The organism is Saccharomonospora xinjiangensis XJ-54, from assembly GCF_000258175.1.
In the GTDB taxonomy this organism is placed as follows: Bacteria; Actinomycetota; Actinomycetes; order Mycobacteriales; family Pseudonocardiaceae; genus Saccharomonospora; species Saccharomonospora xinjiangensis.
Genome location: NZ_JH636049.1, coordinates 2,245,981 through 2,269,621 on the forward strand (window position 1 = coordinate 2,245,981; position 23,641 = coordinate 2,269,621).

Below are 23,641 nucleotides of genomic sequence, written 5' to 3' on the forward strand. Positions count from 1 at the left end.
TCGCCGCTCGTGGGCACACCGAGGGTTCTCACGCCACCCTTTTGGCCGCAAGGTAGGGACAGGAGGTACGTGGCCGACCGGACACTGTCCGCAGTCACCACCTCCGAGCACACGGCAGAGAAGCAACCGAGAACGCGGGAACCGGCGAAGGACGTGGTGCGCGTGCATTCGATCGCAGCAGGAACTGCTGGGACCGACACGATGTCCGCCCGTCCTGCCGGCTCCGAAGAACTCACGCGCCGGGCCATCACGCCGCCGAGCAGGACAACTCAGCCCTACCTCGACTCGGGACGACGTCACGAAGGCGGCAAGGTGGTCTGGCGCGTGCAGTGCGGTGACCTGATCAACCGTGAACGGTGCGTCACGGTGCACGTGGAAGACGGCGAGGTGATCCTCGTCGGACCGCCAGGTGAGACGGCACGATTGTCGCTCGGCCAGCTCGGGCAACTCCAGAACGCACTGAACGAAGCCGCCGAGTTGGCGCGAAGGCGACGGTGAGGGCCAAGTGGACCAGATACTCGGGCAGGTGCTGCGCAACGCGGTGTGGGAACGACTCGACATGCTCGCCGACCTCGCCCACGAGGCCGACTCCCCCGCGTTGCTTTCGGCCGCGCGCTCCGAGCTGCCCCGGCTCACGCAGGGCTGGCGCGTGATGCTCTCGGCTCACGAACCCGACGAACGGGGCGACTGCCCGACCTGCTCCACCCGCTGGCACCGGTGCAAGGCGCCGTGTTCCGTGTGGCAGGTGGCTCACGACCACCTTGTCGCCGGTGGTCTCGCCCACTTCCAGGACTCCCGCCGGGTGCGGCGCCTGCGCAGGACGGCAGGCACGGCCGCGACGGGCTCCTCCGTTCCCGACCAGACCTCGGCGAGGCGGTCGGCTGCCTCTCCGACCGGCAGGCACGCCCTCACGGGAGGTACCGGCCGGTGACGCGAGCTTCCTTCCCCCGAATCTCCGCCCTACGGCGGACACCGGCGCCGGCGGCCGGGTCGTACGTACCCCCGAGCGTGACGAACTCGGCCGCCGGTTCCCCCACGATCGGCACCGCAGGCTGAGCTGCCCGCCTCCGCCGATCGCGACAACTCCACATCACACACCGCGAGTTCCCCGCCCGTGGTGCGGCCCCGATACTCCGCGGGCCGGTGCCGATGCACTCCCCCCTCCCCCCGACCGGCACCGGCCCGCGGCCCCATATACGTCCTACTTCCTCTACCGCGCAAGGCATTCACTCGACGGTGAACGCCATTCCGGACACGATAAAGTCGCTGGCCTGCACAGCAAGGAGCACGACGTGTCCGAGAATCGCACGGTGACACAGGCCGAGACCACACCACTTCGCAGGCAGCCCGTTCAGCAGCGCAGTGCGAAGCGGGTCGAGCGAATGCTCGACGCGAGTGCCGAACTGCTCGACGAGGTCGGCTACGAGGGGTTGACGACCACCCTCATCGCCAAGCGGGCCGGGGTGGCAGTCGGTTCGCTCTACCAGTTCTTCCCCGACAAGCGTGCGGTCGTGCAGGCTTTGACACAGCGCAATCTCGAACGCTTCGTGACGGCCGTCAACGAGCGGCTCGAAACTCTCGATGCCAGCAACTGGTGGGACATCGTCGATTCGCTTCTGGACATCTACCTCGTCATGCACCGCGAAGCTCCAGGGTTTTCCAAGGTGCATTTCGGCGATGTGGTCGATCCGCAACTGCTCGACGAACGCCGCACCAACAACCGCGTGATCGTCGATGCGCTCGCGGAGTTGATCAGCGCTCAGGTGCGACTGTCGAAAGAGGAGATCGTGCTGCCCATCTCCATCGCCGTCGAGGCGGCGGACGGGCTGCTCGACCACGCCTTCCGCCTCGACCCCCACGGCGACCCCACCGTCATCGACGAGGCCAAAACGATGATCAAGTGCTACCTCGCGGAGAGGTTCGGCGAGTGATCGTCACCTGATCCGGTAGCGCAAGTGGTTCACCGCGGAGTCGAAGACCCTCGACTCGACGAGTTCCATGTCGAGCCGCTTGTCGAGCGACGGGAACAGCGGAGTGCCTCCCCCGAGCACGACGGGGTGCACGAACAACCAGTACTCGTCGATCAGGTTCTCGCGGACGAACGTGGACACGATGTCCGATCCGCCGAAGAGCACCAGATCCCCGCCCTGCTGCCCCTTCAGTTCGGCGACCGCGCCTGCGACGTCCTCGGAGACCACCGTGGTGTTCCAGTCCGCCTCGCACAGCGTCGTCGAGAACACGTACTTGGGCATGGGCTTCCAGATCTCGGAGAACCGCAGATCGAGTTCGGTGGCTCCCGGGTACCGGCGAGGGTCGGGCCAGTATGCGGCCATGCCCTCGTAGACCTTGCGCCCGTAGAGCATGGCTCCCATGCCTGCGGCCTGCTCGACGGCGAAGGTGTTCAACTCCCTCTCGTATGTGGTCCAGTCGAACTCGCCGTTCGGCCCCGCGACGTAGCCGTCGAGCGAAACCTGCATCCACAGCTTGAGCTTGCGTGCAGCGGCCATGAGTCCTGTCCTCCTCGGGAATCGGTGTTCACCCGGATCGACAACCCCATGGAGCCGAACTCATCGGCTCAGCCGAAGAAGTGACCCTCGCCACGATAGGTCGGCACCGTACGGACGATCCGGTCGCCCGACACGAGGTGGTACCGGGGGAAATGCTCGGCCAGCTCGCCTGCCTTCGCGTGCCGGAACCACACCCGGTCGCCGGGCACGAGCCGTCGCGCGGCACGTCCGGTGACGGGCGTCTGCACCTCACCGGCGCCCTCCAGCGTGAGCAGCCGCAGTCCGGGCGGCAGGTAAGGCGAGGGCAGCCGCGACGCTTCGGCCTGCCCCGACGCGGTGTATCCGCCTGCGGCGAGTGTGGCGATTCTCCGGCTCGGTCTGCGCACGACGGACAGGGCGAACAGTGCGGCAGGTCGAGGTGAGAAGTGCCGGTACCGAGCGAACAGTGTGGGCCCCAGCAGTCCGGAGCCTGCTGCGACCTCGGTGACGGAACCGTCCGTACGGGTGAACTCCAGGCTGCCTGTGCCACCGCCATTGACGAATTCCAGCTCCGCCACCGCCCGCACGGCGTCCACCACTGCGGGCCGACGCCGTGCCAGCTCGGCGGCCGAGTGCCGCTGCATCCAGCGCACCGCGGCGCCCCGCAACCCGGTGTCGTCGTCCTGCAACCCGGAGATCTGCCCCTCATAACCCATCACCCCGGCAAGCCGGAAGCCCGGCCGGTCGGTGATGTGCCTTGCGAGCTGGGCTGCCTGCGCGGGCGAGAACACCGGCGACCTGCGAGTACCGATGTGCAGGCCGGGCAAAGGCCGCCACGACGCGTCGAATTCGAGGCACACCCGGAGTTCGGGATGGCCGGGGCCGAGAGCCGCGTCGATGAGGTCAAGTTGTGCGGGCGAATCGACCATCACCGTGATCGCCCCGCGGGCGGACTCGTCGGCGGCGAGCGCACGCAGTGCCGCCCGGTCCACGGTGGGGTATCCCACCACGATGTCGTCGCTCGTTCCCTCACCGAACAGCCACAACGCCTCTGCGAGCGTGTAGCAGAGCAGTCCCGAGAAGCCCGGCCGAGCCAGCACCCGCGAAAGCAGCGCGCGACAGCGCACCGATTTGCTCGCGACGCGAATGGGCAGCCCCCCGGCACGTCGTGCGAGGTCGTCGGCGTTGGCGTCGAAGGCGTCGAGATCCACCACGGCGAGCGGCGGATCGAGATCGCGGGTCGCCCGGTCGTACTGGGTCGCGGACATGGAGTTCACCCGCCGAACGGTACGACAGGAGTCTTGAAAACGCGAATGTTGTTCACCTAACGTGTCGGCAACGTGAGGGAGGTCCAGGTGACACCGTGGACGAATTGGGCGGGAACCGCACACGCACGGCCCCGCCGGGTCCATCGCCCCGCCGACACCGACGAGGTTCGTGCGGTCGTCGCCGACGTGGCCGAGCGCGGTAGCCGGGTGCGGCCCATCGGCAGCGGCCACTCCTTCAGCCCCATCGCCGCGACCGATCGCGGTTGCGATGCGCTCGACCTCGGCAGCCTCACCGGCGTGGTCTCGGCCGACGCCGAGGCCGGGCTCGTCACCGTGAGAGCGGGCACCACGCTGCGCGATCTCAACGCGGCACTCGACGTCCTCGGCCTCGCGCTGACCAACCTGGGCGACATCGACGCGCAGACGATCGCGGGTGCGATCTCCACGGGAACCCACGGGACCGGAGCCGCCTTCGGAGGACTCGCGACGCAGGTGGCAGCACTCGAACTGGTCACGGCTGACGGGTCCGTCGTCCGCTGTTCGCCGGACGAACACCCATCCCTTTTCGACGCCGCTCGCGTCGGGCTCGGAGCGCTCGGTGTCATCACCTCCGTGACGCTGCGCTGCGAGCCGAGCTTCGTGTTGGAGGCGCTGGAGGGGCCACAGCCCATCGACCGCGTGCTTGCCGACTTCCACGAACTCGCCGACACCGAGGACCACTTCGAGTTCTACTGGTTCCCCTACGGCCGCAACGCGCTGGTCAAGCGCAACACGCGACGGCCGACCGGTACGCGGGCTCGCCCGCTGTCGGCGGCGCGGCAGTTCCTCGACTACACCGTCATGGAGAACGCGGCGTTCGGTGGTCTCTGCCGCCTCGGCAGGGCCGTGCCGCGGCTCGTCCCCTCGCTCGGAGCGCTCGCCTCCTCTGTGCTGTCCACCCGCCACTACAGCGACACGTCCCACCGGGTGTTCGCCACCAACCGGGCGGTGCGGTTCGTGGAGTCGGAGTACGCCGTGCCCCGCGAGTCGGCACTCGACGTGCTCGATGAACTACGGGCACTGGTCACCCGGCTGCGGCATCCCGTGGCCTTCCCCGTGGAGGTCAGGGTCGCGGCCGCCGACGATGTCTGGCTGTCCACCGCATACGGAAGGGACTCGGCGTACATCGCCGTCCACCAGTACGTCGGCATGCCGTACGAGGAGTACTTCGCCGGATTCGCCGAGATCGCCGACGCCGTGGGCGGACGGCCGCACTGGGGAAAGATGCACGCCCTCGACGCCGAAAGGCTGCGTGACCTCTACCCGAGATTCGACGACTTCCGGCGGGTGAGGGCCGGACTCGATCCGCACGGCGTTTTCGCCAACGCCTACCTCGACCGCGTTCTCGGCCCCGTGGGCTGAGCGCTCAGAGCCGTTCCAGCGCCTCGGCCACGGGCGTGTTGCCGGACGTCAGCTCCAGCGTGCGGCCGTAGGTGGTGGTGTCGGCGACCAGAAGGCGCACGACCTCGGCGACGTCGTCCCTCGGAACGTCCGACCTCGGCACCGAGTTCGCGAGGTGCACAAGGCCGGTGCCGGGCTCGTCGGTGAGACGACCTGGGCGCAGGATGGTCCAGTCGAGGTCGCGGTCTCGAAGGTCCCGCTCAGCGGCGCCCTTGGCCCGCAGGTAGGCCGCGAACACCTCACCGAGTCGGGCCTCGGCTTCGGCGTCGATCTCGTCGCCCGCACCCATCGAGCTGATCTGCACGAACCGGCGAACCCCCGCGCGTTCGGCGGCCTCCGCGAACAGCACCGCCGCCGCCTTGTCCACCGTCTCCTTGCGCGTCACACCGCTACCCGGTCCCGCGCCCGCGGCGAAGACGGCCGCGTCGGCACCGGCGAGCACCTCCGCGACCTCATCGACGGTCGCGCTCTCCAGATCGAGGGCCACCGGCTCAGCACTGCGCTCCCGTAGATCACCGGCCTGCCCCGGATCGCGGATGATGCCGACGGCCGCGTCGCCGTTCGCGGCGAGCAGGTGCTCGAGACGCAACGCGATCTTGCCGTGTCCTCCGGCGATGACGACTCGCATGGCACCGAGGCTAGCCCTTGCGCGGAACCCGTCGCAGCGGGAGCGGGTTCAGGCGATCGAACCCGCGGCCTCGCAGGCGAGCAGCCGCTCGTAGGCGACCTCGTGAACCCAGCGCCACACCTCGTCGTCGCCGAGTTCGAGACGCTCGTCGGCACAGTTGAGGTCGAGGTCCACCTTCGCGTTCTCGTCCGCCGCCACGATGCCGAGGCCGTACATCCTGGCCCTCGGCAGGCAGTTGTCCACGTAGTCATGGCTCACGGTGGCCGAGGTGGGCAGCACCATCGCGGCCTCGCCGTAGCGCGCGAACGGCACCGTGGCCGCCATGCCGGTCCGCCAGTGTCGTGCCACGGCGAGCACACCGGCGATGTGAACGGCAGGCATGGGCGCGACTTTGGAGAACTCGGGCCAGGTCCAGGTGGCCACGGTGGCCCTGTCGGTGACGGGACGGAGGCCCGTCGCGATGCGCTCGGCGTGCACTTCCGGCCGCAGCCTCGCCACCACGAAGACACGCCGTCCGAACAGCGTCGTCTGCGGGAGCACGGTCCCCTGCCAGCCGAGCAGCGGAGCGGACCGCTTCGCCAGGTCGGCGGGGTCGGCGGGTAGTTCGAGAGTGGGGCCGACACGACCGGAGATCGACCGAACGCCGTTCGATCCACTCGTTGTCGCGGTCTGCCCGGGTGGTACCGCCACGAAGTCCGCCTCCCTGATGTCCGCCTGTGTGTGACGCGGTGCCGTGTCGAAAACGGCACGTGACTTGAGTACCAGCGCAAACGGGCCGCGTCTGCGCTCACAGCCCACACCTGCGATCGGCGGCGCCCAACGGTCGGTGATCGGTCGGTGGGCGGTTCGGCGACTTCGGTCGAGCGGTGCGGCCGTATGGGTGATGTGCGGCCGAGCGGTCGGATGCCGGGTTCGGCGGTGCGGTGAACCGCCGCAGGCCGGTCAGCCCCGGCCGCAGGCCTGCGGTCGCGTCGTAGGGTTAACGGGGAGCGGCGAGGCCGCCCCTTCAGCCCCACCCGGCACGAGGAGGACCACGTGAGGCCGCGCCGTTCCGTTCTCTACATTCCCGGTGCGAACGAACGGGCTATGGAGAAGGCGGCGACACTCGCCGCCGACGCGCTGGTGCTCGACCTGGAGGACGCCGTGGCCCCCGAGGTGAAGGAGCGGGCACGGCAGAGGGCGTGTGACGCGGTGGCCGCCGCCGCGTACACCGGGCGCGAGGTCGCGGTGAGGGTCAACGGCATCGGCACCGAGTGGCACGACGCCGACCTGCGGGCCGTGTCCGCCGTCGGCCCTGACGCGGTCGTGGTGCCGAAGGTGGATTCGGCCGACGACGTCCGCGCCGTCGAGACCGCCCTCGCCGAGGTCGGCGCGCCAGCCAACACGGCGATCTGGGCGATGATCGAGACGCCTGCCGCTGTGCTGAGGGCCGAGGAGATCGCGGGCGCCTCCGACGCGCTGACCGTCCTCGTCATGGGCACCAACGATCTCGCCAAGGAACTTCGCGCCGAGCCGGGGCCCGGCAGGGCGCCGCTGCTGACGAGCCTCTCCCTGTGCCTGCTCGCGGCCCGCGCGACTGGAAAGTCCATTCTGGACGGTGTGTTCAACGACGTGCGCGACACCGAGGGCTTCGAGGCGGAGTGCGTGCAGGCAAGGCAGTTCGGCTTCGACGGAAAGACTCTGATCCACCCCAACCAGCTCGAAGCGTGCAACCGGGTGTTCACGCCGTCCGAGGCGGAGGTGGACCACGCGCGGCGCGTCGTCGCCGCGTTCGAGAAGGCCGCGGCCGACGGGCTCGGTGTTGTCACCGTGGACGGCCGCATGGTGGAGAACCTGCATGTCGAGCAGGCTCGGCGGGTACTCGCGGTGGCCGAGACAGTGCGGACGCGTCGGGAAGGCTGAACTCCCGCGCCGGAACACGGGCAGCTCTCGCGCGTTGAACCTGTCGTGGAACGACGAACGTGGCCGGTGCCGCTGTCCGTGCTCGACAGGTCGAGCGTCCGTCGGGGTGAGGACCCGGCGAGCGCCGTACGCCACACCGTCGAGTTCGCCAGGCGTGCCGAGGCGCTCGGCTACCGCCGGTTCTGGGTGTCCGAACACCACAGCGTTCCCGGCGTCGCGGGGTCGGCGCCCACCGTGCTCGCCGCAGCGGTCGCATCCGCGACCTCTCGTATCCGCGTCGGTACCGGCGGCGTCATGCTCCCCAACCACCGTCCGCTCGTGGTGGCCGAGCAGTTCGGGACGCTGGAGGCACTTCACCCTGGACGCATCGACATGGGGCTCGGCCGTTCGGTCGGCTTCACCGGACGCGAGCGAGCCGCGCTCGGTGCGGGCAAGGAGCAGGCCGAGCAGTTCCCCGAGCGGCTGCGTGAACTGCTGGGCTACTTCGCGGGCGCATCAACGGTGCATCGCGGGGTGCATGCCTTTCCTGCCGAGGGTCTGCGCATCCCCGCTTTCGTGCTGGCCACCGGAGCAGGAGCCGCGTTCGCGGCCGAGGCCGGTCTCGCGCTGGTGATCGCCCAGGTGTCCGGTGTGGACACGTTGGTGCGGCACATCGACCGTTACCGCACCGAGTTCCGGCCATCCACCCTGTGGGAACGGCCCTACGTCATGGTGTCGGCTGCCGTGGCCGTCGCGGAAACCGCAGAGAAGGCGAGAGAGCTGCTACTGCCCGAGGCGTGGTCGCTCGTGCGTTCCCGGACGCGCGGGGTGTTCCCGCCTCTGCTGCCACCTGCGGATCTGCCCGAACCGACCCAACGGGAGTCGGCGATGCTCGCCGACGTGCTGCGACGGCAGATCCACGGAACCCCCGCCACCGTGCGCGACGACCTCGCGGCACTCGTGGAACGCACCGGAGCCGATGAGGTACTGATCACCCTGAGCACGCACGACCGCGAAGACCAGCTCGACTCCTACACACGTCTCGCGGAACTCGCGCGGTAGAGCAACCGCCGCACTCGTCAAGCCCTGACTCGCCCGAGCAACGACTCGCTTCGCGTCCAGAGCACCGAGCCGCCCTCACCCTTGAGCACGTGACGAACGGCGCCGGGAATGCGGGAGGCGAGCGTCACACCGTTGTCGGGCGAATGCGCCGCGTCCTCCTCGCCGTAGAAGACCTCCACCGGGCACGTGATGCGGGCGAGGTCGAGATCCCACGGCCGCATCGCCAGCACCGTGTCGGTGGCGTAACCATCCGGTCCCTGCGCGAATCCCTCGCTCAGCGCGTTCCGGTACGCGGCGTCGAAAACGGGATCGGTGTACACGGCCCTGTCCCGCTCACCGCTGTTGTCCACCACCATGCGCCGCAACGCCTCGGCGTCGAAAGAACGGAACAGCTCGTGGGCCGCCATCGGATCGCGACGGCACAGGTTCACCACCGTCGCGAGATGACCGTCGAGCGTGCCCGCGAAATGTGACGAGGCGACCTCGTCGGCGGCGGATACGAGATACAGGGAGGACGCCAGCCCCGCGATCGCACAGGCCAGTGCGAACGGCGCACCTTGCGAATTGCCGAGCACCGCCGGAGCACCCAATCCCCGCCCTTCGAGGAATTGTCCGGCATCGGCGGCGAAATCCGCGAGTGTGCGTTCCGGCGACGGCGTCGAAACCCCGAGCCCAGGCCGATCCAGGCTCACAAGTCGCACACCGAGCGGATGGACAAGGTCGGTGCCGAAACCCAGCCTCCTGCTCGTCGCGGCACCAGGACACAGCAGAATCGGCGTGCCGTCGATCGGCCCCCATTCACTCCACCCCAGCACTCGCCCATCGGAGAGCCGGAACTCCCCCAGCCTCTCCGGCGGCGCGACACCGTCCATGGCGATTCCTCGACTTCCCATGACTTCCCACGACACGACGAAGGCCACCTCTCTCGGCGTGAGGGAGGTGGCCTTCGATCGTGTCATCGCGTCGCGCTAGGCGTCACGCGTTTTTCTTGCGGCGCTGCAACAGGATGGCGCCGGTTCCCGCGCCGACGAGGCCGAGACCGATGAGCAGAGGCACCAGCGGGGAGGCGCCGGTGTCCGCGAGGTCATCGGTGTTCGCGCTCGGGGTCACCGCTGGCTGGCTCGGCTCGGTCGCCGGGGCAGAAGGCTGCGCGCTCGGCTGCTCCGACGGCGAAGGCACCTCGGTGGGCTCCTCGGGCTTCGGCTCCTCCTCCTCGGGAACGGCCGTCCACTCGACACTCGCCTTCGCCGAGAGGCTGGTGTCCTCGGAAGAAGCGACGATCAGCGACTGCGCGGGCTTGGCCTGGTAGTCCTCGCTAACGAAAAGCCGTCCCGTGGCGAGGTGCGCCGTGGCGTTGAGCGAGAACGAACCCGTGCCGTCCTCGGCATCGGCCGGAACATCGACGTAGATCTCCGTGCCGTCGGCGATGTCGCCCAGCTCGTTGCCTTCCGCGTCGGTGAGCGTCACACCCTCGGGCAGCTCGGCGGTGACTTCGGTGATCTCACCCGTGGTGGCCACGGTAAACGGGCCGAGCCGCTCACCGGCCTCACCAGCGGCGGTCTCCGGCGAGACCTCCAATGCGGGAGCGGGCTCCGCGATGCCCACATTGGACTCACCTGTGAGGTAGTCGTAGAGAGCGAGCACATCGGCGTCGGCGCCCTCGTCCTTCGACGAGGACGGGTCGTCGCGGTTGATGTCCTTGCCGTCGCTGAAGTGCCAGACCGCGGCCTGGGTACCCGCGATGGCCTCCTTGACGTCGAGTCCGTTGTGGACCTCGGCTCCCGCCTCCGCGAGCTTCTGTTCCAGCGACGCGAGGTCGTTGACCGGGTAACCGTGGTGAAGCACCCAGTTGATGTGGTCGCGGTTGGCGTGGAAGGGAGAGTCCGCGTTGGGGAATTCGTCCCACGGGCTTTCGAACAGCGAGCGGGACGGGTCCACGTTGACACTGATTTCGACGCAGTACGCGCGAAGGGTGTTGCCACCCTCGATGTTCAGCTTGAACAGCGTGGTCTGCTGGTTCTCAGAACCCTGGCCGAGGTTGACGTTGTACCCGTTCTCACCACCGCCGCGGACGATGTCCGCCTTCGTCCCGTCCGCCGAGGCGGGGACCGACCCGAGGGAAAGGGCGGCGGCCGTTCCGGCGACGAGCGCGCCGACCCTGGCCAACGTTCTTCTGCTGCTCATGAGTCTCCTAAGAAGACAGTGGTAGGGAAAACCCAGTCAGGTGAAGATCAGACACCAGTCGGTGCGGAGCATACACACACCGTCAATTCTTCGTGAGCCCACTGTGGGAAAGCACAAACAACGTTGCCCGTCAGTTCACTGAACACAACGCCCGGTTTAAATCGGCCCACAAATCATCAGGATCTTCCAAACCGATACTGAACCGGAGCAACCCTGAAGGCACATGTGCGTCGCCGGATCGCGCCGCACGCCGTTCGACCGTGCTTTCGACGCCGCCGAGGCTCGTCGCGTGCCGTACCAACCGCAGCGCCGCACACACGGCGTCGGCACACTCGGCATCGGCGACCTCGACGGCGAGCATCGCGCCCGAACCCGGATAGCGCACCCTGGTCACGGCAGGGTGCTCCGCCAGCCGCTCCGCCAGCAGCGCCGCGGTCCGTGACGCTTCCGCGAAGCGCACCGGCAGGGTGCGAAGGCCCCTCAGCGCGAGGAACGTCTCCAGCGCACCCGGTGTCGCGCCGATGCGGGTGCGCGCGTCCCGCAGGTCGGCGACGTGTGCGGGGTCGGCTGCCACCGCGACGCCGAGGAGAAGATCGCTGTGGCCCCCGATGAACTTGGTGGCGCTGTGCACCACGATGTCGGCCCCGAGTGAGAGAGGGCGTTGCCCGAGCGGCGTCGCGAACGTGTTGTCCACCACAATCGTCGGCCGGTGCTTCAACCTTCTGACCGCCGAGGCGATCTCGGCGATCTCGACCACGTGCAGACTCGGATTCGTCGGCGATTCCAACCACAGCAGACCGGCACCCTCCGCCGCCTCGATCCACGCAGCCGTGTCGGAGGGCGCCACGGAGACGACCCTCACCCTGCCTTTGGCGTGCTCATGGGCGAAGTGGCCGCGGGTTCCCGCGTAGCTGTCCGACGGCACGACGACAACGGCTTGTGACGGACGGGCGTCCAGCACCGCGGACACCGTCGCGATACCCGAAGCGAAGGCGACGGCCGTGCCGCCCTCCAGTTCGCCGACGGCCTCCTCGAACGCCACCCACGTGGGCGTGCCGTCCTCACGTGCGTACGAGAGCCCCAGCATGCTGGCCGGAGTGATGGGAACGTTCATGGGCTCGCCCTCACCCACCGGGCGTCCCGCGACGACGGCTTTCGTTCTGGCCGACCACTCTTCGCTCACGCAGGCCACGGTAACGAGCCCTCAAAAAACGAGCGCCGCCGGGGAAACATCCCGGCGGCGCTCGTGCGTTTCGACTGTGGGCGAGGAGGGAGTTGAACCCTCACGTCCTTCCGGACACACGGACCTGAACCGTGCGCGTCTGCCATTCCGCCACTCGCCCGAGCAACTTCGACAGTGAGCACAGACTAGCAAGGCGAATCGGACGCCTTCCACGGGGGCCCGTGTTGCACGGGCAAAACCCGATACGATCGGCCTTGAAGGTACACGTGGAGGGAGGTGTTTGCCGGTGGGACGCGTCCAGCGCTTCGATCGGCGCCTCGAGAACCTCGTGGGAGATGCCTTCGCGCGGATATTCGGTGGCAACGTGGTCACCCAAGAAGTGGCGTTGGAACTGGAGCGGGAGTGTGACGACAACGTCCGGGACCTCGCGGGCGGGCGCAAGCTCGCGCCCAACCACTATGTCGTGTCGTTGGGTGCCGAGGACTACGACCGGATGGCCGCGGAGGGGCAGCGGGTCACCCGCATGCTCGCGGAAGCGGTGTCCGGGCATCTCGCTGAGCACGGCTGGGACACCTATGGTGACGTCGTAGTTTCGCTAGAGCGCAACGAAGCGCTGCATACTGGAAAGTTCAGAACCCGCTCGACCGTCGATCCGGACGTCAAGGCAAGCGACGCCGGGACTTTCGCGCGGTCGGCACGAATGAGCGACGCAGGAGACCGACCAATGAGCCAGCCCGGCGGCTACGGCCAATACGACCAGGGTGACCCGTACGGCCAGCAGGGCCAGTACGGCTACGGACAGGGACAACCCGGTTACGACCAGGGCTACGGTCAAGCTGGTCAAGCTGGTCAAGCAGGCCAGCCAGGCCAACCGGGCTACGACCAGGGCTACGGCCAGCAGGGTTACGACCAGGGTTACGGCCAGCCCGGCTACGACCAGGGCTACGGCCAGACGGGCGGGTACGACCAGGGTTACGGCCAGCCTGGCCAGCCCGGCTACGACCAGGGCTACGGCCAGCCTGGCCAGCCCGGCTACGACCAGGGCTACGGCCAGCCCGCTCAGCCCGGCTACGACCAGGGTTATGGTCAGCCCGGCCAGCCCGGCTACGACCAGGGTTATGGTCAGCCCGGCCAGCCCGCGGGGCAGCCCGGCTACGACCAGGGCTACGCCGCTCCGCCGAGCCCGCCTGCCGGCTACCCCGCGCAGCCTCCCGCACCCGGTGCGGACCCTTACGCGCAGCAGGGTGGCTACCCCGGCGGCATGCCCCCTGCGGGTAACCGTCAGCTCAGCGCCATCCTCCAGCTCGACGACGGTTCCAACCGCACCTACTCGCTGAAGCAGGGCGGCAACGTGATCGGCAGGGGCCAGGACGCCGACTTCCGGCTGCCGGACACCGGTGTGTCCCGTCGCCACCTCGAGATCACGTGGGACGGGCAGAGCGCCACCCTGGCGGACATCGGCTCCACCAACGGCACCACCGTCAACGGAACCCCGGTGCAGACCTGGCAGCTCGCCGACGGCGACGTGATCAGGGTTGGGCATTCCTCTCTGGTGTTCCGCACGCAGGGCTGAGTCCGGCCGATCGACTCCGAACTTCGGCGTCCCGCACTGTGGTCACACGCTGTCCCGCATAATGGCGGCGATGCGGGGGACCTGTGGAGCCGACGATCGAACGACTGACGGTCGAACGACGACTGCCCTCACAGGTTGGGCGCGAGAAGGCGGGAGCTGACACAACAGGTGCCGGAGCTGGTCGTACAACTCACCAGGGTGGGATTCCTCGTCCTGCTCTGGATGTTCGTGTTCGCCGCGCTGCGCGTGGTTCGCTCGGACCTCTACGCGGCGTCGGGGCTACGGGTCAACCTGCCGAGCCTCCGCCGCGGAAAGAAGGAGAAGAAGCCACTGCGGGGCAGGAACAAACTGCCCCGGCAACTGGTGGTCACCCACGGGGCGCTGGCCGGTACGCGCATCGCCCTCGACGGAAGGCCGATCCTGATCGGGCGGGCCGACGACTCGACCCTTGTACTCGACGACGACTACGCCTCGACCAGGCACGCACGCCTCTCCCTGCGAGGCGACGAGTGGTACGTCGAAGATCTGGGCTCGACCAACGGCACCTTCCTCGACCGGGCTAAGGTCACTGCACCCCTGAAAGTTCCTCTCGGCGTCCCCATCCGGATAGGCAAGACGGTGATCGAGCTTCGCCCATGACTCTCGTCCTACGCTACGCGGCCCGCAGCGACCGGGGCCTGGTTCGCTCCAACAACCAGGACTCCGTGTATGCCGGCCCTCGTCTGCTAGCCCTTGCCGACGGCATGGGCGGCCACGCCGCCGGTGAGGTGGCCAGCAAAGTCGTCATCGCCTCGTTGGCACACCTCGACGACGACGAACCCGGTGACGACCTGGTGACCCAGCTGCGCGATGCCGTCAACCAGGGAAACCAGGCGATCTCCGAACTGGTGGCCAACGACCCCGACCTCGACGGCATGGGCACCACCCTGACCGCGGTGTTGTTCTCCGGTTCCCGCCTCGGACTCGTCCACGTGGGCGACTCGCGGGCCTACCTGCTCCGCAACGGGCAGTTCTCGCAGATCACCCGTGACGACAGCTTCGTCAACGAGCTGCTGGAACAGGGGCGGATCACCGAGGAGGAGGCCGCGACTCACCCGCAGCGTTCGCTGCTGTTGAAGGCTCTCACCGGCCACGAGGTCGAGCCGAGCGTCACCGTGCGGGAAGCCCGCGCCGGCGACCGTTACCTGCTCTGCTCCGACGGTCTTTCGGGCATGGTGAGCAACGAGACACTGGCCGAGGCGCTCCGCATCCCGGATCCGCAGGACTGCGCCGACCGGATGATCGAGCTGGCGCTCAAGGGCGGCGGTACGGACAACGTCACTGTGATCGTCGCCGACGTCGTGGACGTTGACTTCGGCGAGGACGCCCCCATCGTGGGCGGCGCGGCAGGCGACGGTTCCGACGAGGGGCCGCAGGGTGACTCCCCCGCGGCGAGGGCACGCGCGCTCACGGCGCCGCCACCACCTCCCAAGCCTCAGCGCACCGAGCAACTGGAGACACCGCCCGACCCAAAAGCCAAACGGCGTAAGCGGGTCCGCCTGCTCCTGGCGTTCGGACTCGCTCTCGTGCTGCTGGCCGCGGCAGCGTTCGCCACGCGGTATTTCGTTCTGCGGCAGTACTACGTCGGTGCCGACGAGAACGGCGAGGTCGTGATCTTCCAGGGTGTTCCGGGCAGCATCCTCGGCTTCGACCTGCAGAAGAAGGCCGAGGGCTCGTGCCCTCCCGACTCGTCGCTGTGTGAGCCCCTGCGGTTGCAGGACCTCCAGCAGGAAGCGCGTGCCGCTGTGGACAACGGCGTCAAGCGTGACGGCCTCGACGAGTCGCGCCAATACATCAACACGCTGCGCCGCAACAACCTGCTCGACATCTGCGACGACACGGCCGACCAGTCACAGGGTGGCGGACTCGGCGGTTTCGAGCAGGGCGGCACGTCGAATTCGAAGGAGTCCTCCGCCAAGGCGAGCCCGACTTCGGAGGCGGCGAACCCGACCGACACAACCGCGGGACGGAACGAGGGCGGGCAGCGTCCGGGCGTGGACTGCCGCCCGGCGCCAGGCTCGGGCGGTAACTGATGGCGCAGCCCGCAGGTTCCCCCAGCGCGGCAGCTCAGTACACCACCAACCCGCCACGTGAGCTGCCGACGAGGCGTGGCACCGAACTCGTGCTGCTCGCGTTCTCGGCGTTCATCGTGACGTTCGCGCTCATCCTGGTTCAGGCGAACCAGGAGCAGGAACTGTCGTGGTCGGTGGTGTGGTACGGGCTCGCCTACCTCGCCATCTTCAGCGTCGCCCACCTCGCCGTGCGGCGGTGGGCTCCTTACGCGGACCCGCTGATCCTGCCGTGCGTCGCCCTGCTCAACGGGCTCGGTCTGGTGATGATCCATCGCATCGACCTCGCCGAGGCCCGTGCTGCCCTCGCCAAGGGCGAGGAGGCCGCGAGCTACGCGCCACGCCAGGTGCTCTTCACGGTGATCGCGCTGGCGTTGTTCCTCGGCATCCTGATCGCCGTCTCCGACCATCGGAAGCTCACCCGCTACGCCTACACGTGCGGGCTCGTCGGCATCGTGGCCCTCGCGCTGCCTGCCGTGCTGCCGAGTTCGCTTTCCGAGGTCAACGGCGCCAAGGTGTGGCTGAAGCTGCCCGGGTTCTCCATCCAGCCCGGTGAGTTCGCCAAGATCCTGCTGATGATCTTCTTCGCTTCGTTCCTCGTGTCGAAGCGGGAGCTGTTCATGACCGCGGGCAAGCGGGTGCTCGGCGTGGAACTGCCGAGGGCCCGCGACCTCGGGCCGATCATCATCTCGGCCGTCGTCTGCCTCGGCATCCTGGTCTTCGAGAAGGACCTCGGCACGGCGCTGCTGTTCTTCGGCATCGTGCTCGTGATGCTGTACGTCGCCACCGAACGCATCATCTGGGTCGTGCTCGGCCTGAGCATGTTCTCCCTCGGCGGCATCATCGCGTTCTCGCTGTTCACCCACGTGCAGCAGCGGGTGGCGAACTGGATCGACCCGCTGGAGACCTACAACGATCCCGGCGGCGGCTACCAGATCGCGCAGGGCCTCTTCGGTCTCGGCACCGGTGGGATGTTCGGCACCGGCCTCGGGCTCGGCAGGCCCGACACGGTTCCCGAGTCGCACACCGACTTCATCAGCGCCGCACTCGGCGAGGAGCTCGGCTTCGTCGGTCTTTCCGCGATCATCCTGGTCTACCTGCTGCTTGCGATGCGCGGCATGCGCAGCGCACTGGCCGTGAGGGACACCTTCGGCAAGCTTCTCGGCGGCGGGCTCTCCTTCGCGATCATCATGCAGCTGTTCGTGATCGTCGGTGGTGTGACGAAGCTGATCCCGATGACGGGTGTCACGACGCCGTTCCTCTCGGCAGGTGGATCGTCGCTGCTGGCGAACTACATCCTGGTGGCGCTCCTGCTGCGCATCTCCGACGCCGCGCGGAGGCCGCAGCAACCTGCCAAGCCGAAGCCCATGCCGCAGGCACCTCTCGCCGAGGCGCACACGGTGATGGTGCAGCGGCCGCAGCCCGGCCAGGGCATGGCAGGGGCGGTCAACCCGCCCGAAGGGGGGAGGCTCCCGTGAACACACCGCTGCGCAAGGTCGGCATCGCCATGATCACGATGGTGGCGTTGCTGCTCGCGAACTCCACGTACGTCCAGGTCGTGAAGGGCGAGGAGTACCGAACGGACGGCCGTAACACGCGCGTGCTGTACGACGAGTACTCCCGCGAGCGCGGCAAGATCACGTCGGACGACGCCGGTCAGGTACTCGCCGGGGTCAAGCCGACCGACAGCGCGTTCAACTACCGCCGCACCTACCTCAACGGGCCGATGTACGCGCCGGTCACCGGCTACTACTCGGTGATCTACGGCGCGGGCGGCCTCGAAGGCGCCTACGACGAGTTCCTCAACGGCTCCGACTCCAGGCTGCTCGTACGCAGGCTCAGCGACATGATCACCGGCAGGGACCCGCGCGGTGGCAACGTCCGGCTCACCGTGAAGCCATCCGTGCAGGAAACCGCGTACAAGATGATGATCGATCGCGGATACAAGGGCGCGGTCGTGGCGCTGGACCCCAAGACCGGCGACATCCTGGCCATGGTCTCGACCCCGTCGTACGACCCGAGCGACCTCGCTTCCCACGACACGCCGGAGCAGCAGGCGGCGTGGAAGAAGTACAACGACGACCCCGACAACCCGATGTTGAACAGGGCCATCAGGGAGACCTACCCTCCCGGCTCCACGTTCAAGATCGTGACCACGGCCGCCGCGCTGGAGAACGGCGCCACAGCGGACACCCAGATCATCAGGGACGCCGAGGTCACCCTGCCCGGTACATCCACGACGCTGGAGAACTTCAACCACACCACCTGCCAGGGTGGCACGCTGAAGGACGCGCTGGCGTACTCGTGCAACACCGCGTTCTCCAAGATCGCAGCCGAGCTGGGAGCCGAGAAACTGCGGGAAACCGCGGTCAACTTCGGTATCGGGACCTCCGATCTCACCGTGCCGATGAGTGTCGTCGCGTCCGACCTCGGTCCGTTGGAGAGCGATGCCGCGCTTTACCAGAGCGGTATCGGTCAGCGCGATGTCCGGCTGACCCCGCTCCAGGACGCGCTGCTCGCCGCCACTGTCGCCAACGACGGCGTCGCCATGAAGCCCCGACTGGTCAAGCAGTTGCTCGCACCGGACCTCTCCGAGATCGACGAGTTCGAGCCCGAGGAGCTCACCGGCGACGCCGCGATGTCCGCGGCCAACGCCGAGGTGCTCACCGACATGATGGTGGCCTCGGAGGCGAACACCCAGGGTGCGGGCCAGGACCCCGCGTTGAAGATCGCCTCGAAGACCGGTACCGCCGAGCACGGTGCCGACCCGAAGGCCACTCCGCCGCACGCCTGGTACACCGCGTTCGCGCCGTACGACGACCCGAAGGTCGCCGTCGCCGTCATCGTCGAGTCCGGCGGCGACCGGGGTCTCGCCGCCACAGGCGGCAAGGTGGCCGCCGAAATCGGACGCGCGACCATCTCCGCCGCGCTCGGAGAGGGCTGAGTCATGCTGTCGTCCGGGCAACTGCTCGCACAGCGCTACCGGCTCGAAGGCCGCATCGCGGTCGGCGGGATGGGCGAGGTGTGGCAGGCCAGTGACACCCGGCTCGACCGAACCGTGGCTGTGAAGATCCTCAAAGCGGAGCTGTCCGGCGACGCCGAGTTCCTGCACAGGTTCAGGACGGAGGCACGCACGACAGCCTCCCTGAACCACCACGGGATCGCGGCCGTCCACGACTACGGCGAGACCGAGGCTGGCGAGGCTTCGATCGCATACCTCGTCATGGAACTCGTGCAGGGCGAGCCGCTGGCCGCGATCCTCGCCAGGGAGGGCAGGCTCTCCCCGGAGCGGACGCTCGACATCCTCGAACAGGCGGCCCGCGCGCTCCAGGCCGCACACGAACGTGGCCTCGTCCATCGCGACGTGAAACCGGGCAACATCCTCGTGACGCCGACCGGCATGGTGAAACTCACGGACTTCGGCATAGCGAAAGCCGCGGACGCGGCACCCGTGACCCGCTCAGGCATGGTGATGGGCACCGCCCATTACATCGCGCCCGAGCAGGCGCTCGGGCACGACGCCGAACCCGCCAGTGACGTGTACTCGCTCGCGGTTTGCGGCTACGAATGTCTCGCGGGGCACCGGCCGTTTCTCTCGGAACACGCCGTCAGCGTGGCGATGATGCACATCAGGGATCTGGCACCGCCGTTGCCTGTTGACGTACCCCCGGGCGTTCGCGCCGTCATCGAGGCTACGCTCGTGAAGGATCCGCGACAGCGTTACGCCAACGGTGGCGAGTTCGCAGGTGCCGTCGCGGCCATTCGCGCAGGCCGTCCGCTTCCGCCTCCTTCCGGGCTGGCCGCTGCGGGCTATCTGACGCATCCGGTGCACCCGAGTGCTCATCCAGCGCCGGTAGGCCCGCTGGCGATGGCTCCGCAGGCACCGGGTTCCGGCCCGGTCGGGCCGGGATCGCACCCGTCGATGTCACCCGTCGCACCACCGATGGGGATGGAGGCGGGCCGCGTTCGACGGCGAACACCCGCGTGGACGTTGCTGGCTGTGGCGTCGGCGCTCCTGCTGATCGTCGCCGTGGTCGTTCTCGCTCTCACGGTGTGGAGCGACGAAGGATCGGACGGCGACAGCGGCCGGGCTCCGCTGGGCCCCGGCTGGCCGCAGTCGGGTGCGGGGCTCACCCGATGACACGGCGGGAAGGCATGATGGGCACACTCCTCATGGAGAACCGCAGGTGAATGTCGTTGGCCACAGGGCACTGGCGACACGCACCGGCCACGTGCCGGGCGCGAGTAGAAGACCGAGTGAATGGGACGGCACCGAGCAATGAGCGCACCCCGACTGCTCTCAAACCGGTACGAGCTGGGTGACACACTCGGCTACGGCGGTATGTCCGAGGTCCACCACGGTCACGACATCCGGCTCGGCCGCGAGGTGGCCGTGAAGATCCTGCGCGCCGACCTCGCGCGTGACCCCATGTTCCAGGAGCGGTTCCGCAGGGAGGCGCAGAACGCCGCCGCGCTGAACCATCCCGCGATCGTCGCCGTCTACGACACCGGTGAGGCCGAGACCGAGTACGGTCCACTGCCCTACATCGTGATGGAGTACGTCGAGGGCAGGACGCTTCGCGACATCGTGAAGACCGAGGGGCCGATGCCGCAGAAGCGGGCCATGGAGGTGATGGCCGACGTCTGCGCCGCACTGGACTTCTCCCACCGGCACGGGATCATCCACAGGGACGTCAAACCAGCCAACGTAATGATCACCCGCAACGGCGCGGTGAAGGTCATGGACTTCGGCATCGCCCGTGCCGTGCACGACGGACAGGCCGCGATGACGCAGACCGCCGCCGTGATCGGCACAGCGCAGTACCTCTCACCGGAGCAGGCGCGGGGCGAGACGGTGGACGCCCGGTCGGACGTCTACTCCTCGGGGTGCGTGCTGTACGAGCTGGTCACGGGCGACCCGCCGTTCACGGGTGACTCGCCGGTCGCGGTGGCCTACCAGCACGTCAGGGAAGCGCCAAGGGCGCCGTCGGAATCGAATCCCGCGGTGAGCCCCGAGCTGGACGCCGTGGTGTTGAAGGCGCTGGCGAAGAGCACGAGCGAGCGGTACCAGTCCGCTGCGGAAATGCGGTCGGATCTGGTGCGCACCCTGTCGGGACAGCGGCCGATGGCCCCGATGGTCGGCGCCGCGCCGATCGAGGAAGAGCGCACTCAGGTGCTGAACGCACCGCAGGATCCCGACCCGGTCGATGATTACCGACCGCCTTTCGACGACGCCGACGACGCGCGGAAGCGGCGCAGGCGGCGGGCACTCGTCGCGGCGGCCGTCACCGTTCTGGCGCTCGGGGCCGTTGCCTTCATCACATGGATCAACGGCGGGTTCAAGAGCGCGCCGGAGCAGAAGGCTATTCCCGACGTCACGGACGTCCGGGTGGAGGAAGCGAAGCAGCAACTGCGCTCGGCAGGCTTCCAGAACGTCAGGGTGCAGCCGGTCGTCTGTCTCGACAATCCGCCGTCGGGAGAGCCGCAGTGCACCGAGGACAAGATCGGCAACGTCATCGGCACCGATCCTCCGCCAGGCAGGATGGTGACGCTGGACACCGAGATCCTGCTTCGGGTGGGCACCGCCCCTGACAAGGTGGAGGTGCCGGACCTGAGCGGCCTCTCGCAGGCTGCGGCCGAGGCCGAACTCCAGGGTGTGAACCTCACGCTCGATCCGAAGGTGACCGAGGTCGAGGTCGAGGACGAGTCCCTCTACGGCAAGGTCGTTGACCAGAATCCCCCTGCGGGCAAGGAGGTGGAGCAGGGCCACTCGGTGTCGATCAAGGTCGGCAAGGAGCCGAAGATGGTCGAGGTGCCCAACATGACGGGCAAGTCTTACGAGGAGGCCAAGGCCACTCTCGAAGGACTGGGCTTCGTCGTGTTGCGCAACGACGTCGATAACGAGGCCGCCGCAGGCACCGTGATCGCGCAGGAGCCCAACGGCGGCAGCGTCGAGGCTGGGTCGCAGGTCACGCTCGATGTGTCCAACGGCTCGCAGGAGAAGATCCAGATTCCCGATCTCAAGGGCATGACCCAGCAGGAAGCGGTCAGCGCACTGCACGAAGCGGGCTGGGAAGGCACCATCTCCGAGCAGACACAGACGACGTCCGACAAGGACATGGTGGGCAAGGTGATCAGCACCAACCCCGGCGCGGGTAGCTCGATCACGAAGGATCGGGAGATCACGCTCGTCATCGGCGCCGATGAGCAAGGTTCGACGGAACCTTCGGACGACGATGACGACGACATCGGCATTCCGGGATTCCGCTGACCGGGTCTTGGAGAAGGCCACCTGCCGCGACGACGCCGGTGGGTGGCCTTTTCCATTCCCGCCTGCGTCAGCTCCGGTGAACGGCGGCTGTGAAGCCTGCGCTCAGCACCAACAGCGCAGCGGATGTGACAGCCGCGACGAGCACCGCACCGCCTGCCTCACTCCCGGAGCCCAGTGCGCGAAGCATGGGATTCACCAGCGGAATCCACCGGACGAAGAGCACGATGCCCAACGTCGCCAGTGCGGCGACGACCGTGAAGCCGATCTTCGGCACGACGAACCGCGAGCAGGGCAGCCCGATAGCGATACCCGTGCACGTGGCCGCCACATGTGCCCCGACGCCGAGCAGCCACTCGTCAGCCGCGAATCCGCCGTGCAGCAGCCATGCCCACCCCAGTGAGATCGCGGCGGATCCGGACGAGACGACGAGTACAGCGGCCACCACACCGGCGACAACGGTCGCCGGACCGCGCGCGTGGACGATCGTGACCAGCCGGTGCACCGGGTCTTCGAGATCGACGACGGCCACGGTCAGCCAGCACGACACGACGACGAGCCCTCCCGCGCTTACGGCGAACTCCGGCGCGACGGGCGCGTCGGCGCTGGTGTAGAGCACAGCGAGCAGGACGAGGAAGGCGAACGTGGGCGGGAGATAGCGCTGTGAGGTCAACAGCAGGGCAAGGTGGTAGCGCGTGACCGCGATCATACGGTGATCGCCCGCTCGACCCGCCGCACGGAAGCACCACCACGCAACGCCCGCATGAGCACGGCGTCGCAGTGGGCTTCGGAGACCGTCAAGATCAGCGGGCTCCCCTGCTCCGAACCCTCCGCCGCGACCGACAGCACGAGATCGGCGTCCCTCCACTCGTCGAGCGAACTCCCGGTCAGCACGATGCGCGCGTGCCCGATGTCACCGCGCTCCCCCACCGCCTCCTCCGGGTTCAGGCGTGCTTCGGCGAGCCGGAACACCCGCGTCGCGAGGCCGGTGAGCCGGTCGCGGCGATGCTCGGTGATCAGGACGGCGGCGCCGCGCAGGCGAGTCTCCGTGACGACCTCGGTCACGAGCCGGTGCGCGGAGGGGTCGAGGCCGGAGAAGGGTTCGTCGAGCACAAGCAGGTCCGGGTCGGCGAGAAGCGCCTGGGCGAATCCGACTTTCTGGGCATTGCCCTTCGACAGCTCGCGGAGCGGGGTCGTGCGCCCGCCCACCAGTTCCAGTCGGTCCAGCAGTTCACCGGCACGCCGGGTGGCGACGCGAGTGCTCAGCCCACCGATGCGGCCCATGTGCTCCAGATAACCGAGCGCGGAAAGCCGGAACGAGGCGGGAAACCGATCCGGCAGGTAACCGACCACGACCCCGCGACCCGGCCCGACGAAGGGCGAACCACTCCGGCGGCAAGGCGAAGCAGGGTGGATTTGCCGCTGCCGTTCGTTCCCAGGATTCCGATGACCTCACCGCGCGGGAGGTCGAGGTTCACGTCGTCGAGCACGATCTTGCCGCGCGAGTACTGCTTCGACACGGCGACGAGTCTGCGCATGCCACCGATGTTACGGCGCCGC

Annotated in this window: 21 protein-coding genes, 1 tRNA gene and 1 pseudogene; 13 read left to right on the forward strand and 10 right to left on the reverse strand. The window is 68.2% G+C overall.

Translation table 11 applies throughout. The features are described from left to right. Positions 1–69 precede the first annotated feature (69 nt). The 3 genes from SACXIDRAFT_RS09775 to SACXIDRAFT_RS09785 all read left to right on the forward strand — a co-directional run bounded on the left by SACXIDRAFT_RS09775 (position 70) and on the right by SACXIDRAFT_RS09785 (position 1,931). Positions 70–498, forward strand: coding sequence for a hypothetical protein (locus SACXIDRAFT_RS09775; protein ID WP_006238393.1), 429 nt, complete (start codon positions 70–72; stop codon positions 496–498). Between the two features lie 7 nt (positions 499–505). Then, positions 506–931 carry a hypothetical protein gene (locus tag SACXIDRAFT_RS09780; RefSeq protein WP_006238394.1) on the forward strand — a complete coding sequence of 142 codons (426 nt, stop codon included), beginning with the start codon at positions 506–508 and terminating at the stop codon, positions 929–931. Between the two features lie 361 nt (positions 932–1,292). Further along, positions 1,293–1,931 carry a TetR/AcrR family transcriptional regulator gene (locus SACXIDRAFT_RS09785; protein ID WP_006238395.1) on the forward strand — a complete coding sequence of 213 codons (639 nt, stop codon included), beginning with the start codon at positions 1,293–1,295 and terminating at the stop codon, positions 1,929–1,931. 3 nt (positions 1,932–1,934) lie between these two features. Here the strand turns inward: SACXIDRAFT_RS09785 and SACXIDRAFT_RS09790 are convergent, their stop codons facing one another. After that, positions 1,935–2,507, reverse strand: coding sequence for a dihydrofolate reductase family protein (locus SACXIDRAFT_RS09790; RefSeq protein ID WP_006238396.1), 573 nt, complete (start codon positions 2,505–2,507; stop codon positions 1,935–1,937). A gap of 68 nt (positions 2,508–2,575) precedes the next feature. Continuing rightward, positions 2,576–3,754, reverse strand: a complete 1,179-nt coding sequence (locus SACXIDRAFT_RS09795; RefSeq protein ID WP_006238397.1) for an amino acid deaminase/aldolase — start codon at positions 3,752–3,754, stop codon at positions 2,576–2,578. 87 nt (positions 3,755–3,841) lie between these two features. On the opposite strand from SACXIDRAFT_RS09795, the gene SACXIDRAFT_RS09800 reads away from it, so the two are divergent. After that, positions 3,842–5,155 (forward strand): D-arabinono-1,4-lactone oxidase, encoded by a 1,314-nt coding sequence (locus tag SACXIDRAFT_RS09800; RefSeq protein WP_006238398.1) that lies wholly within the window; start codon positions 3,842–3,844, stop codon positions 5,153–5,155. 4 nt (positions 5,156–5,159) lie between these two features. Here the strand turns inward: SACXIDRAFT_RS09800 and SACXIDRAFT_RS09805 are convergent, their stop codons facing one another. Together SACXIDRAFT_RS09805 and SACXIDRAFT_RS09810 are read right to left on the reverse strand one after the other, a co-directional pair. After that, positions 5,160–5,822, reverse strand: coding sequence for an SDR family oxidoreductase (locus SACXIDRAFT_RS09805; RefSeq protein ID WP_006238399.1), 663 nt, complete (start codon positions 5,820–5,822; stop codon positions 5,160–5,162). Positions 5,823–5,870: 48 nt separating this feature from the next. After that, positions 5,871–6,512 (reverse strand): hypothetical protein, encoded by a 642-nt coding sequence (locus SACXIDRAFT_RS09810; protein ID WP_006238400.1) that lies wholly within the window; start codon positions 6,510–6,512, stop codon positions 5,871–5,873. Between the two features lie 345 nt (positions 6,513–6,857). Between SACXIDRAFT_RS09810 and SACXIDRAFT_RS09815 the strand changes: the two genes are divergently transcribed. Further along, positions 6,858–7,724: an HpcH/HpaI aldolase/citrate lyase family protein gene (locus SACXIDRAFT_RS09815; protein WP_006238401.1), complete on the forward strand. Its 867-nt coding sequence runs from the start codon at positions 6,858–6,860 to the stop codon at positions 7,722–7,724. Positions 7,725–7,769: 45 nt separating this feature from the next. After that, a complete protein-coding gene (locus SACXIDRAFT_RS09820) occupies positions 7,770–8,765 on the forward strand; it encodes an MsnO8 family LLM class oxidoreductase (protein ID WP_040922111.1) in 996 nt (331 codons plus the stop codon). 17 nt (positions 8,766–8,782) lie between these two features. Here SACXIDRAFT_RS09820 and SACXIDRAFT_RS09825 read toward each other — a convergent pair whose 3' ends face one another. The 4 genes from SACXIDRAFT_RS09825 to SACXIDRAFT_RS09840 all read right to left on the reverse strand — a co-directional run bounded on the left by SACXIDRAFT_RS09825 (position 8,783) and on the right by SACXIDRAFT_RS09840 (position 12,292). After that, the gene (locus tag SACXIDRAFT_RS09825) at positions 8,783–9,637 is read right to left on the reverse strand and encodes an alpha/beta fold hydrolase (RefSeq protein WP_006238403.1); all 855 of its coding nucleotides are present in this window, start codon (positions 9,635–9,637) and stop codon (positions 8,783–8,785) included. Between the two features lie 103 nt (positions 9,638–9,740). Then, complete coding sequence (locus SACXIDRAFT_RS09830) at positions 9,741–10,949, reverse strand: thioester domain-containing protein (protein WP_006238404.1); 1,209 nt, start codon at positions 10,947–10,949, stop codon at positions 9,741–9,743. A 130-nt stretch (positions 10,950–11,079) separates the two neighbouring features. After that, positions 11,080–12,141 (reverse strand): trans-sulfuration enzyme family protein, encoded by a 1,062-nt coding sequence (locus SACXIDRAFT_RS09835; protein WP_006238405.1) that lies wholly within the window; start codon positions 12,139–12,141, stop codon positions 11,080–11,082. Positions 12,142–12,209: 68 nt separating this feature from the next. Continuing rightward, positions 12,210–12,292: transfer RNA gene (locus SACXIDRAFT_RS09840), tRNA-Leu, on the reverse strand. A gap of 126 nt (positions 12,293–12,418) precedes the next feature. On the opposite strand from SACXIDRAFT_RS09840, the gene SACXIDRAFT_RS09845 reads away from it, so the two are divergent. From SACXIDRAFT_RS09845 to pknB, 7 genes are all read left to right on the forward strand, one after another. Then, complete coding sequence (locus SACXIDRAFT_RS09845; RefSeq protein ID WP_006238406.1) at positions 12,419–13,705, forward strand: FhaA domain-containing protein; 1,287 nt, start codon at positions 12,419–12,421, stop codon at positions 13,703–13,705. 168 nt (positions 13,706–13,873) lie between these two features. Then, complete coding sequence (locus tag SACXIDRAFT_RS09850; RefSeq protein WP_006238407.1) at positions 13,874–14,344, forward strand: FHA domain-containing protein FhaB/FipA; 471 nt, start codon at positions 13,874–13,876, stop codon at positions 14,342–14,344. Next, positions 14,341–15,777, forward strand: a complete 1,437-nt coding sequence (locus SACXIDRAFT_RS09855) for a PP2C family protein-serine/threonine phosphatase (protein ID WP_006238408.1) — start codon at positions 14,341–14,343, stop codon at positions 15,775–15,777. The genes SACXIDRAFT_RS09850 and SACXIDRAFT_RS09855 overlap by 4 nt, the downstream gene beginning before the upstream one ends. Further along, complete coding sequence (locus SACXIDRAFT_RS09860) at positions 15,777–17,291, forward strand: FtsW/RodA/SpoVE family cell cycle protein (protein WP_006238409.1); 1,515 nt, start codon at positions 15,777–15,779, stop codon at positions 17,289–17,291. The genes SACXIDRAFT_RS09855 and SACXIDRAFT_RS09860 overlap by 1 nt, the downstream gene beginning before the upstream one ends. Continuing rightward, positions 17,288–18,757: a peptidoglycan D,D-transpeptidase FtsI family protein gene (locus SACXIDRAFT_RS09865; RefSeq protein WP_006238410.1), complete on the forward strand. Its 1,470-nt coding sequence runs from the start codon at positions 17,288–17,290 to the stop codon at positions 18,755–18,757. Before SACXIDRAFT_RS09860 ends, SACXIDRAFT_RS09865 begins: the two co-directional genes overlap by 4 nt. Before the next feature lie 3 nt (positions 18,758–18,760). Continuing rightward, positions 18,761–19,954 carry a serine/threonine-protein kinase gene (locus SACXIDRAFT_RS09870; RefSeq protein ID WP_006238411.1) on the forward strand — a complete coding sequence of 398 codons (1,194 nt, stop codon included), beginning with the start codon at positions 18,761–18,763 and terminating at the stop codon, positions 19,952–19,954. 138 nt (positions 19,955–20,092) lie between these two features. Beyond that, positions 20,093–22,084: a Stk1 family PASTA domain-containing Ser/Thr kinase gene (gene pknB, locus SACXIDRAFT_RS09875; RefSeq protein WP_006238412.1), complete on the forward strand. Its 1,992-nt coding sequence runs from the start codon at positions 20,093–20,095 to the stop codon at positions 22,082–22,084. 67 nt (positions 22,085–22,151) lie between these two features. Here the strand turns inward: pknB and SACXIDRAFT_RS09880 are convergent, their stop codons facing one another. After that, positions 22,152–22,790 (reverse strand): hypothetical protein, encoded by a 639-nt coding sequence (locus tag SACXIDRAFT_RS09880; protein WP_006238413.1) that lies wholly within the window; start codon positions 22,788–22,790, stop codon positions 22,152–22,154. Beyond that, positions 22,787–23,619: pseudogene (locus tag SACXIDRAFT_RS09885) on the reverse strand (ATP-binding cassette domain-containing protein). Before SACXIDRAFT_RS09885 ends, SACXIDRAFT_RS09880 begins: the two are co-directional and overlap by 4 nt. Positions 23,620–23,641 lie beyond the last annotated feature (22 nt).